Source organism: uncultured Rikenella sp. (assembly GCF_948810725.1).
In the GTDB taxonomy this organism is placed as follows: Bacteria; Bacteroidota; Bacteroidia; order Bacteroidales; family Rikenellaceae; genus Rikenella.
Map to the genome: position 1 here is coordinate 1 of NZ_CAQIVA010000045.1, position 14,530 is coordinate 14,530.

The window sequence follows — 14,530 nt, forward strand, 5'->3', positions numbered from 1 at the left end:
GCAGCATGGAGATGTCGAACTGCCGCAGGGCGAACGCCACGGTCAGGGTGGCCACTACCAGCTCCACAAATCAAACTGATTTTCGATCAGTTTACCCACAGACCGATATCGGGACAAACGCCCAATATCGGTCTTTTTGCATTTGCCCCCTGCCAATATCCCTGACTGGCGAACTCCCCGATTTCATATCCCCCAGACCGACAGCGAAACCCCTGTAACCCACCGAAACACCACAAAAAAGGCGTTCCCTCCGAAGAGAGAACGCCCGAAAATTCGATCGGCTCCAGCCCACCCAACTAATTCATCAACCCCCTACCCCTGCATTCTGCACAATCACCGTATTCCAATCCTGAATCGAGATGAAGATCTTATCGATCGCAATTTCGATAAAGACCGGCAAGACCACCTCCTCCGGACTCTCCGGATCGACCCCGCACTCGGTCGGAATCACCGGCACCCGGGCAATCCGCACCCCCTCTTTAAACAACACCAGCGTCACGCCGTCCCCATCCCCGAAACGATTCATTTGGAACTCCGCCGTTCTGCGATAATTAGCCAAGTCCGTCGTCAGCTCCGGCGTAAAGCAACAGCCGTTCTCCCCCCCTCCATGCATCGTCCCCGCCCCGTCTATCGTCCCCGGCACCCCCTCCAGACAAGCCGAATACTCCTCCACCAGCGCCGGATTATCCTCATCCGACTGCAACGTAAGCTGCACCTGATAATACCTCGGCACCAGCGCCGGACAAGCGCACGCCGGCTTCCCCCTCCTCACCGTATGCGTCGTCACGCTGTGATACACCGCATCCGACCCGACATACTCCCGATTCGGGTCGAGCGTCACCGCCAGCTCCTCCCACGTCGAGACCCCCGGCTTGAGTTCCGCCAGCTGCGCCTGCTCCAGATTGGCATAGCACACCACCCGATATTCCCCCTCCGGCACCCCCGCCAGCAACGTATCCACTCTTTTCCCCGTCTCCCCGTCCCTTCCCGTCGCCTTAGCCGCCACCCCGTCTTCGAGTTCCAGAATATTTTGGAACACCCCCTGCGGATCATAGACCATCGCATGCAGCGTCCGAACCCTGTCGTTATCCGGAAACTCCAGCAGCAACGTCGGTTTCATATTGATCTCGACGTCCAGTTTTTCGGTCAGCGTACAACCGCTCATCCCCGCCATTCCCGCCGCCACAGTTGCCGCTAAAATTAATATCTTCCTCATTCTTTCTCCTGTTTATGCAGATACGGTGACATTTCCGGGTCGAGATTGGCCCGATATTCCAGCAAGTCGTCCAGTTCGCACGCCTTCCGGAAGCACTGTTCTCCCAGTTTCCACTCGCCCAGCCGCGAGCAAACGATCGCCCTCAGATATTCCACCTGCGCCGACGACGGCAGTTCGAAGAGAATCTCCCTCGCCGCCCCATTGAACCCCCTCGACAAGAGCGCGACCGCCGTATTCTGGTCCCGATACGGCATCAGCAACGTCGAAGCCTCCTCGTAATGGCGCGTGCGCAACAGCTCGACCGCCCGCTGGTACACCGTATCGACCACCGTGGTATGGATCGTATCCTTGAGCATCCCCACCCTCCGGAGGTTGTATTTGAAGTCCACGACCCTGAGCCTCGGATAGATCACATCCCGAATGTAGCGATAATCCTTTCCGTACTGCTTCCTGATCGCCGCCTCGCGTTCATCCGGATCCGCGATTTGTTTCGCCAGCCTCAATATCTCGTCCCGATGCTCGATTTGGTCGTCACGCACCACCTCCCGCTTGAAGTCCGTCCAGTTTTCACCCTCCCAACGCACCGTGAGGAGCGTATCGAGTTCCGGGAAATCGAACTCCTGCTTCAGATACCTGCTCAAAGCGTACGCCCGCTCCCTCGCCAACCGGTTATTGTGCCTAAAGCTCCCCTCCGGCGACGAAGCCGCCGTCAGGACGATACTGTCCACATAGAACTCATGCTGGTACAAGAGCGTGTGCATCAAGTCCCGAATCTGCCCCAGATTCTGAGCATTGTTCCCCAGCGAGTCCATGATTTTGGTATTATTGACCTTGAACGTCAAGTAATTCCGGTCATTCACGACCGCAAACTTCTCGACGATCCGGGTCATATACCTCGTAATCGGCAGCACGAACGTCAGCATCGAACTGATATTGAACTGCAAAGTATCGTTCGGCGGCACATCGTACGAACTACCGTCCAGCGCATTCACCCGCCCGTTGAGCGAGATATAGAGCCGTTTGTCATCCTCCTCGACCTTGACATCCTGCGTATAGAAGTACGTGATCTTCTCCTTCCCGTTCAGAATCGAGTCGAACCGGCTGCGATCCAGATACGGGAACTGCACGAAACGGTGAAACGCCTCCTTGAGCCGGCTCGTATCCTCTGCCGACAGATTCCCCTTCCTCCTACGCACCAACTTGCTCTGAAACTTCGAATACCGCCAGTAATTCCGTTCCTGCAACTTACTGAAGAGCCCCCCCCTCACCTGCAACGGTTCGAGTTCGACATTCCGCCCCTTTCGGTGCATAATCGGCGTAATGGTAAAACTCTGCACATTTCCCTGCAACTCCCTGGGCATGGTAATGAGGAAGTCGATCTGGATTTTACCGTCCCGTTCGGCCAGCATTCTGGTCTTCGCAATCACACTGACCTCCCTCGACCTGAGCAAGGCCACCGCCTCCCCGTCGTCCTCAATCACCATCGACCTGCGATTCGCCACAAAGAGCGACCCGCTGTCCCCCTTCATTTCATAAATGGTCGTATCCTGCTGTTCATCCGCCTTCATCCGTTCCCTCATCTGCCTGGGCGTATGGGCCACCACACTGGTATACTGATGCCGTTCCAATCGGCTCGTCACGGCACAACCGCTGAAGAGGAGCGTCGTCAGCCAACAGGCCGCAAAAAGGAGCAGAAAAGTACGCTTCATAAGCGAGTTCTATCCGAAAAGTAGTGATAAAAGAGATTCGACAAATCGTTAAAACAGGTACACAAAACTGACATCCGCCTTCGTCGGCGCCACCGTGATCCGTTTCGAGTGGTAGATGTACTCATCCTGCGTATAATCCGTAGACCTCGGTCGCTTAGTATCCTGCATGTAGAGAATCCCCGCCCCGATCTCGACCCCGATCGTAAATCGTTTGGATATCAGCCAGCAATGCCCCCACGAGAATCCCGGCCCGACCAGAAACCCTTTTCTGGTATTGTATTTATCCCCGAGATCATACCAAGCCCCGCTGAGATGCACCCCCCAGAACGATCCGGCATTAGGTTCGAACCTCCAGAACCTGAACCCCGGCTGCACCCCGAACCCCATGAGCGAGAGTTTATTCGTTTTGATCGGATTGGCATACAATCCCAAATCGAGCGAAGATTTCTGTCCGACCGCGATATCGCATCCGATATTGATCGTGCCCGAGAGCAACAGCAGCCCATTTCCCCTAATCGAGTAGAACTGCGCATGCGCCTTGTTTCCGGTCGCCGCCATCCCGACCAGCAGCCCAAGCAATAAAGTTAGCCGTATTTTTTTCAACCGCCCCATCAGTTCTTAAAATCAATCACCTGATCTTTAAAATTAGCCGTCCCCAACCGACTCTGCACCGTCAACGCAAGTTTCACCCTATCGAACGCTTCCGTCTGTCTATACCGAACCACACACCAAACTTCTCCGTTTCCATCCTCTCCTGTTGTAAGAACATCATAGCGAAAATTTCCCTTATCCGTCAACTTGTCGTCCATTCCACCCATTGCGTCCGATTTATAAACCTCAAACTCGCCTTGCACTTCCCCAATACTCGGATTAGCCACATTACAATTCAACACCAGATTGTCATTGAAATAATTCGCACAAGTAATTTTCACCGGCATTTCTACCCACATATTCGGTTCTGCCTCCACCACATTATTCTGAATTTCCAGCTTCAGAGAAGAGATTCGAGCATCCTCCAAATTCGGCCCTCCCTGCTCAATATTCAACTTGTAATATACATTCCCCTTGATATCGAAATTTCCCCCGCTGTATTCATCTCCGATCTCATCTCCCAAATAAATCGACATCCCGTACTGGCTTTTATCATACTCACCATCCACATATAAATACGTAGCATTTTCCGGCGCATTTTTCACATGCCGATCCGCTGCCTTATTCACATTCGTCCCTTCCCCTTGCATATTTTCCGGCAAATAGAAAGAAGTTTCAAACGGAGTATCAAATATTTGCCCGTCCTCACCAAAATTCTGAATCGCCCAACTATTATAGCGTGCCCCGACCTGCTGATTATCCTTAAAACAAGCCACATACGACGGCACAGACTTCATTTCCAGCCTTTTAACAATCAGCTTTCCCACCGCCTGCCCCACCAATCGATAGGACAAATCATATTTCGCCACTTTTCGTTTGAGCTCCACCTGCACAGTAGGTAATACACTATCCGACCGTTTGATTTCCGTATTAGGATTCTCACCCACCATCACAAATTTCTCGATCTTGTTCGGATTTTGCGAAAATTTTGCATCCAGATTCAGAATATCATTTTCGGTCAAAGAACAGAGTGCATCGCTAACCGTCCCCGGCGGCGTCTCCGGATCGTGTGCAGTCTCCGGACACAAACTTTTCCCGGCATTAGCCACCGCATACATCCGATACTTTCCCAGCCGGATATTAGTAAGTTTGAGATGTTTAGCCACATCTACCGACGAGAAATAGTAGTGTCTCACCTCCGGCGCCGCAGGCGACGGATATGATTTATGGACAAAGAACAGATTCAGGTCGTTCACCTGCTTTTCTTGTTCTTCCTGCGTCGCAGTACGCGTTTCGAGCTCATTACACCGAAGGATGAACATCGCATCGACCAACGCATAGTCCTCCTCGGCGTTCCCGTCCAAGGTATGCCTCCGGCAACCGCCCGCCAGCAGCAACACCGAAAACATCCCCGTCCATAATATGAAACGACTGATATAACTCATGATTCTATCCACCGTTACCGCACCGCACGAGCGCGCCGGAGAAAGCTCCCGGCACCACTCCCGCGATGTGCAATCCGTGAAAATGTCAAAAACCTGAAGTAGAAAACTCCCCTAATCGCCGATATTGACAGTCTGGTAGTTAGGCCCTTCCCAATCCATCACCTTGATTTCGGCCACCACTTCCGTTTCTGTCAGCCCGTTGATCTTCACATCGATTATATAGTTCCCGTTCCGCACAAAGAGCCCGAAATTCGCCGCGGTCGGATCAGTCACATCACCAGCCTCGCCAGCCAACTTAATCGTATAAACAAATTTGCTGACATCATTCGGTACCGTCCCCGGCTGCCCATCGAAATCGAACTCCGCATACAACTTCAATACCGGTTTATTCGCGTCCGCCAATGCTCCACCCAGCACCCCGTTTTCGTAAATATAGAACAGATTCTGGAACTGGTCATACATCCCCGCCCCTTTAGCCACAACATTCGTTTTTTGCATCAACGGGTCTTGACGCAAATCGATGGTCGGGCTCGTCGACGGCATCAAAGTCGTTTTTTTAGCCAAATTCACCAGTTCTACTTTAGTAATCGTCAACGTACTCTGCGCCGGGTACTTGTTGGCCGCATAAAAAGCATCCGTAAGAGCTGCCTTAATCGCCACCTTCGCCACCGTCCGTTTGAGCGGCACCGTCACCCGCGTGGGAATATTCGCACCCGCAGCCGGAGTTCTTTTCGTTTCCTTTCCGGTCATCAAAAATCCCTTGTTATCCCCGTCATTTCTATGTGCAGCGCCAACCACCTTGCTGAAATCCGTATCGTTGTACGCTCCCAACGCCCCATACGGAGAAGTACTTCCGTCCACCCCTTCAATTTCCGCCTCCAACTGCGGTCGAGTGAGCGGCCCTTCGAGTTTCGTCGAAGCACAATTCGCCAAGGCATAAAAATCATAGTCAGTATTCGCCTTGATATTTTCAATCGTAAATACCGCCTTTCCCTGAGCTACCTCAAATGCGGTAAACTGATGATGATACACACAAACATCCTTGTCCGTTCCCGACGTTTCGTACACATACATCGTCACATTATTCACCGTTTTTTCCCACGTTTCCGTCGTTCCGTCCCCGAACGCCTTAGTCGTCGGATTACCCAACATTACTTCCACAGTGCTGGTAACTAACGATGGATTTACTGTCTCCTGCTTCTTGCAGGAGACAGCCACTGCAGTGGCTGCGAGCACCGCACAGATTGATCCTTTCATGATTAAACTGCCAAAAATGTTAGAATTATCGTTTCAATTTCGTTCCTTCAAATCGCGCCCCGGCACACCGAGACGCGATCCGTTACAAGGTGCAAATGTAATGCTTTTTAACAATTAGCGACACATATTCGGAGTAAATTGCAGCAATCTTGTCGTATTCCTGCCCCCGACTCCCTCGCCCCCGCCCCGTAAAAAAGAGAGAGGACGACCCGCAGATCGTCCTCTGAAACAACATTTTAGCACCCACTTCAGCTCGCTCCCCTCCCCGACAAAATCCCTCCGACAAAAACCCGCCTACTGAAAGAGAAAAAACAGACTCGCCGGCGTCAGACACAAGGCGCAATTCTCCTCCAGACTCGTCGTATAGTACAAATTCCCGCACTCCGGACACACCGACCACGAATTGATCACATTCACATCCGACCCGTCCCGTCCCAGCTTCACCAACGCCCTCTGACAATAAATGACATGCCGTTCCGCCACCGTCCCCATCCACTCCAGGAGCCTCGCCGCATCCGCCGCCCGTTCCCGCCGCGCCGCCTCCGCAAAAGCCGGCAGCAGCGTCTTCGCCATCGAATCCTTGACCCTCACCGTCACCGCCAGATTCTCCAGCGTTCGCCCCCTCGTCAGCAACGAATCCCGCAGCCCGACAAGCGTATCGCCATACTCCTCCAGGATTTCGAAATTTTTCTCCGTATGCACCCGTTCCGAGCACGCCAACGCCTCGAACAGATTGGCAATATTGTGCAGCCCCTCCTCCTCCGCCTGCGCCGAGAATTCGGCATACCTCCTCGCCGCATAGCCCTCGTCGGCCGATATATTTTTCAGATTTTCAATCGTCTCGACCGGCCGCGAACCGCAACCGCCGCACAACAAGATCCCACCCAGCAATCCGCCCCACACACCTGCACCCAGGAAATACCGTCGTATCATCTTTCGATTTCGTTTACCCCGCCGCCCGAAACGGAAAGCGAACGGCAGAAAAAAACACCCCTCTCACCTTTCGGCCCCCTCCCGATCGAGCGGCCCCGAAACCCGGCTGTCAATAAATAATGTCACAAACATAGTATATTTTCGTATAACGGCCAAAGAAAAATCAATCTTTTTGGACTTTTGGTTATTCTTATGTTTTTTTACTATTTTTGGGGTCAATCATTAAAAAATTTTCAAGAACCGAATCCCATGAAAGCCGCCCTCGACTACGCCGACCGGAACCAGCCCCGTTTTCTCGAAGAACTCTTTGATTATCTGCGTATTCCCTCCATCAGTTCCTCCCCCGGCCACCGCCCCGACATGGAACGCTGCGCCGAATGGCTACGCGACGCCCTACTGAAATCCGGCGCCGACCGCGCCGAAATCCACCCCACCCCCGGCCATCCGATCGTCTACGGCGAAAAACGGCTCTCCGACACCGCCCCGACCGTCCTCGTCTACGGCCACTACGACGTCATGCCCGTCGACCCCCTCGACGAGTGGCACACCTCCCCCTTCGAACCGGTGATCCGCGACGGGAAAATCTGGTGTCGCGGCGCCGACGACGACAAAGGCCAAGGCTTCATGCACCTCAAAGCCTTCGAATCGATGCACGCCACCGGCACCCTTCCCTGCAACGTCAAATTCATGTTCGAAGGCGAAGAAGAGATCGGCTCCGCCTCGCTGACCGCCTGGTGCGCCGCCCACAAAGAGCTGCTCCGCGCCGACGTCATATTGGTATCCGACACCTCCCTGCTGGGCCCCGACACCCCCTCCATCACCTGCGGCCTGCGCGGCCTGACCTACATCGAAGTCGAAGCCTCCGGCCCCAACCGCGACCTCCACTCCGGTCTTTACGGCGGCACCGTCGTCAACCCCGCCAACGCCCTGTGCAAACTGCTCGGCACCCTGACCGACGACTCCACCGGTCGGATCACCGTTCCCGGCCTCTACGACGACCTCCGGGAGTTCAGCCCCGCCGAGCGGGCCGAGATCAACGCCGCCCCCTTCGACGACCGCCGGTTCGCCGCCTCCATCGGCCTCGACACCCCGCGCGGCGAGAGCGGCTACACCACCCTCGAACGGCGCGGCATTCGTCCCTCGCTGGACATCTGCGGCCTCTGGAGCGGCTACACCGGCCCCGGCGCCAAGACCATCATCCCCGCCACCGCCCACGCCAAAGTCTCCATGCGCCTCGCCGCCGGACAAGACCCCGAACGGGCCGCCAAACAATTGATCGCCCACCTCGAACAGCTCGCCCCTCAGTACGGCATCCGCGTGAAGTGCACCCCGCTGCACGGCGGCTACCCCTACGCCGCCTCCACCGACTCCGCCGCCTACCGCGCCGCCGCGAAAGCGATGGAAGCCACCTTCGGCAAACGCCCCGTCCCCTTCTACAGCGGCGGCAGCATCCCCATTATCAGCACCTTCCAACGCGTTCTGGGCATCCAGTCCATCCTGATGGGCTTCGGCCTCGACACCGACGCCATCCACTCCCCGAACGAGAACTTCCCGCTGGAAAACTTCCGCCGCGGGATCGCCACCCTGCCCCTCTTCTACCGCCACTTCGCCGAGAGCCACCGATAAACACACCGAGAGGCACACTATTTGCATGCACCCCCGACAAAAAACGCAGCCCCATATGAATACCCCGAACACCCCTCATAAAGCCGGTTTCGTAAACATCATCGGCAACCCGAACGTCGGCAAATCGACCCTGATGAACCGCCTGGTCGGCGAACGCCTTTCGATCATCACCTCGAAAGCGCAGACCACCCGCCATCGGATCCTGGGGATCGTCAGCGGGCCCGACTTCCAGATCGTCTACTCCGACACCCCCGGCGTACTGAAACCGAAGTACAAGCTTCAGGAATCGATGCTGGAATTTTCGCGGAGCGCCCTGAGCGACGCCGACGTGCTGGTCTACGTGACCGACACCGTCGAACAGCCCGACAAGAACAACGACTTCCTGACCCGTGTGCAGTCCATGGCCGCCGACGGCACCCCCGTTCTGGTGGTGATCAACAAGATCGACCTGACCACCCCGGAAAAACTGGAAGAACGGGTCGCCTGGTGGCACACCGCTCTCCCGACCGCCGAGATCATTCCGGTCTCCGCCCAGGAGGGCTTCAACGTCGAACCGGTCATCAAACGGATCGTCTCCCTGCTGCCCGAAGGGCCCGCCTACTATCCGAAAGATACGCTGACCGACAAGAGCCTTCGCTTTTTCGCGAGCGAGATCATTCGGGAGAAGATTCTGACCCACTACGACAAAGAGCTACCCTACTCGGTCGAAGTGGCGATCGAATCCTACGAAGAGTCCCCGACGCTGGATCGGATCGGGGCCGTGATCTACGTCTCGCGGCAGTCCCAGAAAGGGATCATCATCGGCCACCGGGGAACAAAGCTGAAACAGGTCGGCACCGAAGCGCGGAAAGATTTAGAGGCATTTTTGGGGAAGAAAGTGTTTTTAGAGATTTTCGTAAAGGTAGCCGAAAGTTGGCGCGACAACGACCGGGCATTACGCCAATTCGGTTACAACAACGACTGACACCCGCCCGGCGAGAGAGAAGAGACCTCCCATCTCAGCCCCAGGGCCCGCAAGGAAACGACCATCCCGCGGGCCCTTTTCGTATCCCCCTTTCCCCGCCCCGGGCTACCGCAACCGAGCATCGGGCACCCCCAACGAGACAGGATATTTCGGCTACAGTCAGTCTCTTTCTCTTTCCCGATATAGCGATTATTATGCAGGTATAAGTTTGACATTCAGTTCCAACACACTCACCCCGCATAATATCCTCAGCCATGCCTACGGTCTTCAGTTGCGTTGCCTCTCGGAATAAACGCCGCAGGCCCGCGGGGGGCAAAGGGCCGGGTCTACCCTAAAAATAAGGGCAGCCTCTACCCGAACTTGAATCCGAGGCGGCCCGCCCCGGGCTACCGCGAAAGGGCGAACGGCCACCCAATCTATACCGGCAGCGGTGGCTTCAGCTGGGCAGCAACAGCTCTGAAAAGCAATGGAGGATGTTTGCATTTTAGCATGAGCGATCTCGGAGCCGAGGTTACAGACTTACGCGCTTACGGTTTTCAGTTACGTTGCCTCTCGGAATAAACGCCGCAGGCCCGCGGTGGGCAAAGGGCCGGGTCTACCCTAAAAATAAGGGCAGCCTCTACCCTAACTTGAATCCGAGGCGGCCCGGTTCGCGTGCCGAGCGGCACCGCCCCGGGCTTCCGCGATGCCGGCGATAACAGGCGATTGGGCACACTGTGCAGCGTCGGCAACAGCGGGCACAGCTACTCGTCGTCGGTGAGCGGCACAGTCGGCGTGTTCTTGGACTTCTACGCGCATAGCCTCAGCCCCAGCATCGCGCACAATCGCGGCCATGGTCTTCCGTTGCGTTGCCTCTCGGAATAAACGGGAGTAGAGGCGGCCAGTAAAACGCACGGTGGGCCCGCCCCGGGCAGCCGCGGTCGCGGCGAAGGCACATCGTGGAACCCCGGCAACGCCGGTTACGTCTGGTCTTCCACGGTCAGCAACACAAACGGCCTCCACTTACATTATAATATGAAATGGTTTGGCGCCAGCTACGGGATCGAACGCGCCTACGGTTTTCAGCTGCGTTGCCTCTCGGAATAAACAGGAACGAGAGGCACTCGAAAGCAGACTGGAACTACCCCAACAACCGGCAGCCGTTACCCTACTTTTTTTACCTTGGTGGGGCGAACGCCGGGGAGGTATCGCAATTTTCGACGCGGAGCGGCGTGTTGCGGGCCTACCGGGGGCAGGCGTCCGGCTCGCGCGACTCTGCGAGTCGCAGAAACTCGGCCCATTCATCTCTTTTAAGCTGTTCGCCGCCAGCGGTGAATGCAACGAGCCACAACGAGTTGCAGTCCGCCGCGCGGTGTGGCGGCGAACTGTGCGCGGCTCAAAGAGCCGCAAGAGCTCGGCCCAAATCCGAGCCATATGCACCTCCCGTCGCGGCGCGAAAACCGAAAGCCCGAAGAACAAATTTTCACACACATCACAACCCCCTCCCAGTACCAATAAAAATTGTGCTCGTCGAAGCCCCAAGCCTTGACGAGCACAAAATATATACCTATATATAATGGTACCCCCCCGAATCACCGAATCCGATCCAGCGATTTAACCAGCGCAATATCCTTCGTAATCCCCCGGAACGCCAAATAGACGAAGATCAACGCCACGATCGGCAAGAGATCCGCCAGCGAATAACGAATAGCAAACATTCCTCCCATCGCCTCCAAGCCCTCCTTGAGTTTGTAGATGTAAAGCGCCACAAAGCCCTCGATCCCGAGCAGCAATACCGCCTGCACAAAACACAACCTGACCTGCACCCCCCGTTTCCGAAACAGAAAGATCGTCACCAAAGCCACCCCCATCGTAAGCGCGACTAAAATTCCCATATACACCGTCGCCACCACCCGTTGTCCATTCTGCGACACCCCCCAAAGGCCGAAGACGATTTCCTGTTCCACCCCCTCCGGCACCGTCACCCTCGTAATCGTCCCCTCCTCATCCACCATCTGCGTCGTCCCCGCCGGCAGCGCCGATCCCACGGTCACCGTCGCGAAATCCATAAAAAACATCGCCCCCATCAACCCCGCCACAATTAACAGATAGAGCGTCTGAATACGTTGCCACATAATCGTTTCGAAAAAAGATGAATCTCAGCGACAAAGGTAACGAGAATTCGCAGAAAACAAAATCCGGCATGCACGGATATCGATCTATTCCACTCCTCCGTGCAATCTTCCCCCCTTTTATGTGCTATTCTTATCCGCTCCTCGCTCCGGGCTACCGCGGCCACGGCATAGGATCCTTATGCGCCGTTGGCCACGAAGGCTTCAATTGGTCGTCTACCTCTTACTATTCGGATGACTATTATCGGGGCACAGATTTAGGTTTCAATGCAACATGGCTCAATCCCAACAGCGCATACTACCGTTCCAGCAGTCGTCAGTTGCGTTGCCGCTCGGAATAAATGGTGCCGCTCGGCACGCGAAGACTGGCCCCCTCGGCCCAAATAACCGCCAGCCTCTACCCGAACTTAAATTGAAATCGAGGCGGCCCGCCCCGGGCTTCCGCAGCGGCGAAGGCATAACGACAAACATCGGCAACTACGGACTCATCTGGTCTGCCTCCACCAAAAGCATCAGCGGTTTGTATCTGTACTCCACCGCCACAGGCCTTGGTCTCAGCCATACCAGTGGACGAACCAACGGTTTTCAGTTGCGCTGCCTCTCGGAATAAACGGAAGAGGGAGCTTTCGACGGAACCGATTTGGGACTTAGAACCCGGGCTTGGGCCCGTTTTCCATTCAGATTTTGCAATTCGAATACCGGTCGGCACCGCCCCGGGCTACCGCGAAAGACTCAGCGGCGCTTTAGCACACGTCGGGGGAAATGGATACAGTTGGTCTGGTACAACCTGCCGGATCAACAGTTTGTCGCTAAATTTCTATGTCACTTATCTCGACCTCGGCAGAGAGGATGGTCGTGCTCACGCTCTTCAGTTGCGTTGCCTCTCGGAATAAACGGGCCGCGTGCCCGCGGTGGGCAATAGGCTGGAGCTACCCTAACAACTGACAGCCTCTACCCTACTTTTTTTGACCTTGGTGGGGCGGACGCCCGGGAGGTATCGCAATTTTCGACGCGGAGCGGCGTGTTGCGGGCCTCCCGAGGGGAGGCGTCCGGCCCGCGCGACTCTGCGAGTCGCAAGAGCAACACACCATTCACCGCCCCATCCCGCAAGATTCGCTCTCGGACTAAAGCACAGCCAACAAGTTCAGCCCAAAGTTCGCCCCAATTCTCCGCCCTGCGTCCGCCTAACTGCGGCTCCGCTGTCGCTCCGCCGCTTTTTCGCGCGCCTGCGCGCGGCTCTGGCTACAGGAGGGTACTGCCTTACGCCGGGCAGGCGCACCCTTCGGGTGATTTATTGGCCGCCTCTACCCCCGTTCTTCGTCCACGCTCGGGTCAAGCTTTGTCCTGCCTCGAACTGCCCTCAGGCCGGGCAGGCCCCGCGTGCCCGCGGTGGGCAAATGGCAGCCTCTACCCAAATCGCTCAAGTACCCCCCAAACCCCTAAGATTAACGTAAAACAATTGCTTTATAACGTATTCAACTTATATGAGTAAAATTTATAGTCATTTTTGAGAATATCCAACCAAAATAGCTTATGTTTGGGATTAGAACCAATTCCTCGATCCCATGAGAACCATCCGGAGAGCACCCCTTATCGTCGGCGCCATATTGTTGTGCACAGCGTGCAGACTGGACCGTCCCTCTCCCCTTCCACCCGGCCCCAGCTGCCACGTGCAACTCCAGGTCGAACGGGAAGTCGTGGCAGAGCAAGATCGTCCCCTGCGCGCAGACCGGACAGGCACCCGAGCCGAAGGCAAAGACCTCTATGCCGTCCAGATATATAAAGGCTCCATCAAATACGCCTACGGCATTTTCGACGACCCCTCGCGGATGAAACTCGAGCTGGAAATCGGAAAGATCTATAGAATTGAAGTCACCGTCGTGGAACAAGCGACAGCAATCATAGCCTCCGGCGGAAACGGCACCTACGGCGCCCCCTTCGATCTGGGAGGTACCGGGAAAGGGCCCGGCAAAGTGACCAACCAGTTTACGAAAACCATGACCACCAGTCTGAACAACCTGACCCAAGGCGAAGCAACCCTTTCGGCGGGAACAGCCCCTCAAAGCTACACCCGTCCGCCGGTCAGTCGCTTTTACGGTTGTCTGGATGGGATTTCGCCCGAGACCGACACCCATCTCACCATCCCGCTCAAGTGGGTTTGTTTCGCCCTGAGCGTGCAGCCACAAGATTTTCAGGAAGGCACCTTGGAGATCGAGATGGAAGGAGCCCCGAAACTGACGATCCCAGCCGGCGAACCGGGCGCCGTGACCAAGAAGACCTTCTGCTTCTCCCACGCCGATCCCTCGGCCGGAGAGTGGCAGGACGACGACTATCAGGAGACCATTCCCACTACGATTCGGTGGATCAAGGCAGATGGAACGGAACGCATTCTGCGCGAGAACCACCCATTCGTTTTCACCCGGAAACATGAAAAAATCCTACACGTGATTTGCAGCGACAGCCCGAGCGACCAGCTCTTTCTCGACAAAGAATCCACCACGCTGCAACCCGAATCCCCCGAAATCATCCATCCTACAGAGAAATAAACCAACTATCGGTTGCAAAAAATTGACCCTAGAAAACGAAGAGTCTCCTGATCGATCGATCGATCAGGAGACTCGCGCGTGATCCCGCTGGGGCTCGAACCCAGGACCCCAACATTAAAAGTGTTGTGCTCT

General features: G+C 55.7%; 13 protein-coding genes. 6 read left to right on the top strand and 7 right to left on the bottom strand.

Annotation, left to right across the window (positions count from 1 at the left end):
* Window positions 1-304: 304 nt before the first annotated feature.
* From Q9S52_RS09135 to Q9S52_RS09160, 6 genes are all read right to left on the bottom strand, one after another.
* On the bottom strand, window positions 305-1,216 hold the full coding sequence (locus Q9S52_RS09135; RefSeq protein ID WP_304708890.1) for a FimB/Mfa2 family fimbrial subunit: 912 nt from the start codon (window positions 1,214-1,216) through the stop codon (window positions 305-307).
* Window positions 1,213-2,925 carry a hypothetical protein gene (locus Q9S52_RS09140; RefSeq protein WP_304708891.1) on the bottom strand — a complete coding sequence of 571 codons (1,713 nt, stop codon included), beginning with the start codon at window positions 2,923-2,925 and terminating at the stop codon, window positions 1,213-1,215. Before Q9S52_RS09140 ends, Q9S52_RS09135 begins: the two co-directional genes overlap by 4 nt.
* A gap of 48 nt (window positions 2,926-2,973) precedes the next feature.
* Window positions 2,974-3,528: a DUF3575 domain-containing protein gene (locus Q9S52_RS09145; protein WP_304708892.1), complete on the bottom strand. Its 555-nt coding sequence runs from the start codon at window positions 3,526-3,528 to the stop codon at window positions 2,974-2,976.
* Window positions 3,529-3,536: 8 nt separating this feature from the next.
* Entirely contained in the window at window positions 3,537-4,961 is a 1,425-nt protein-coding gene (locus Q9S52_RS09150; protein ID WP_304708893.1) for a hypothetical protein, read from the bottom strand.
* Between the two features lie 111 nt (window positions 4,962-5,072).
* Window positions 5,073-6,218 carry a fimbrial protein gene (locus Q9S52_RS09155; protein WP_304708894.1) on the bottom strand — a complete coding sequence of 382 codons (1,146 nt, stop codon included), beginning with the start codon at window positions 6,216-6,218 and terminating at the stop codon, window positions 5,073-5,075.
* Between the two features lie 294 nt (window positions 6,219-6,512).
* Window positions 6,513-7,151, bottom strand: a complete 639-nt coding sequence (locus tag Q9S52_RS09160) for a ferritin family protein (protein WP_304708895.1) — start codon at window positions 7,149-7,151, stop codon at window positions 6,513-6,515.
* A gap of 249 nt (window positions 7,152-7,400) precedes the next feature.
* Here Q9S52_RS09160 and Q9S52_RS09165 point away from each other — a divergent pair, with 249 nt between their 5' ends.
* The 3 genes from Q9S52_RS09165 to Q9S52_RS09175 all read left to right on the top strand — a co-directional run bounded on the left by Q9S52_RS09165 (window position 7,401) and on the right by Q9S52_RS09175 (window position 10,605).
* Window positions 7,401-8,777, top strand: coding sequence for a dipeptidase (locus Q9S52_RS09165; RefSeq protein ID WP_304708896.1), 1,377 nt, complete (start codon window positions 7,401-7,403; stop codon window positions 8,775-8,777).
* 55 nt (window positions 8,778-8,832) lie between these two features.
* A complete protein-coding gene (era, locus tag Q9S52_RS09170; RefSeq protein ID WP_304708897.1) occupies window positions 8,833-9,741 on the top strand; it encodes a GTPase Era in 909 nt (302 codons plus the stop codon).
* A gap of 705 nt (window positions 9,742-10,446) precedes the next feature.
* Entirely contained in the window at window positions 10,447-10,605 is a 159-nt protein-coding gene (locus tag Q9S52_RS09175) for a hypothetical protein (RefSeq protein WP_304708899.1), read from the top strand.
* A 707-nt stretch (window positions 10,606-11,312) separates the two neighbouring features.
* Here Q9S52_RS09175 and Q9S52_RS09180 read toward each other — a convergent pair.
* Window positions 11,313-11,855 (bottom strand): DUF4293 domain-containing protein, encoded by a 543-nt coding sequence (locus Q9S52_RS09180; RefSeq protein WP_304708901.1) that lies wholly within the window; start codon window positions 11,853-11,855, stop codon window positions 11,313-11,315.
* A gap of 119 nt (window positions 11,856-11,974) precedes the next feature.
* Between Q9S52_RS09180 and Q9S52_RS09185 the strand changes: the two genes are divergently transcribed.
* The 3 genes from Q9S52_RS09185 to Q9S52_RS09195 all read left to right on the top strand — a co-directional run bounded on the left by Q9S52_RS09185 (window position 11,975) and on the right by Q9S52_RS09195 (window position 14,398).
* Window positions 11,975-12,193 carry a hypothetical protein gene (locus Q9S52_RS09185; protein ID WP_304708902.1) on the top strand — a complete coding sequence of 73 codons (219 nt, stop codon included), beginning with the start codon at window positions 11,975-11,977 and terminating at the stop codon, window positions 12,191-12,193.
* A 71-nt stretch (window positions 12,194-12,264) separates the two neighbouring features.
* Window positions 12,265-12,462, top strand: coding sequence for a hypothetical protein (locus Q9S52_RS09190; RefSeq protein ID WP_304708903.1), 198 nt, complete (start codon window positions 12,265-12,267; stop codon window positions 12,460-12,462).
* Window positions 12,463-13,549: 1,087 nt separating this feature from the next.
* Window positions 13,550-14,398, top strand: coding sequence for a hypothetical protein (locus tag Q9S52_RS09195; RefSeq protein ID WP_304708904.1), 849 nt, complete (start codon window positions 13,550-13,552; stop codon window positions 14,396-14,398).
* Window positions 14,399-14,530 lie beyond the last annotated feature (132 nt).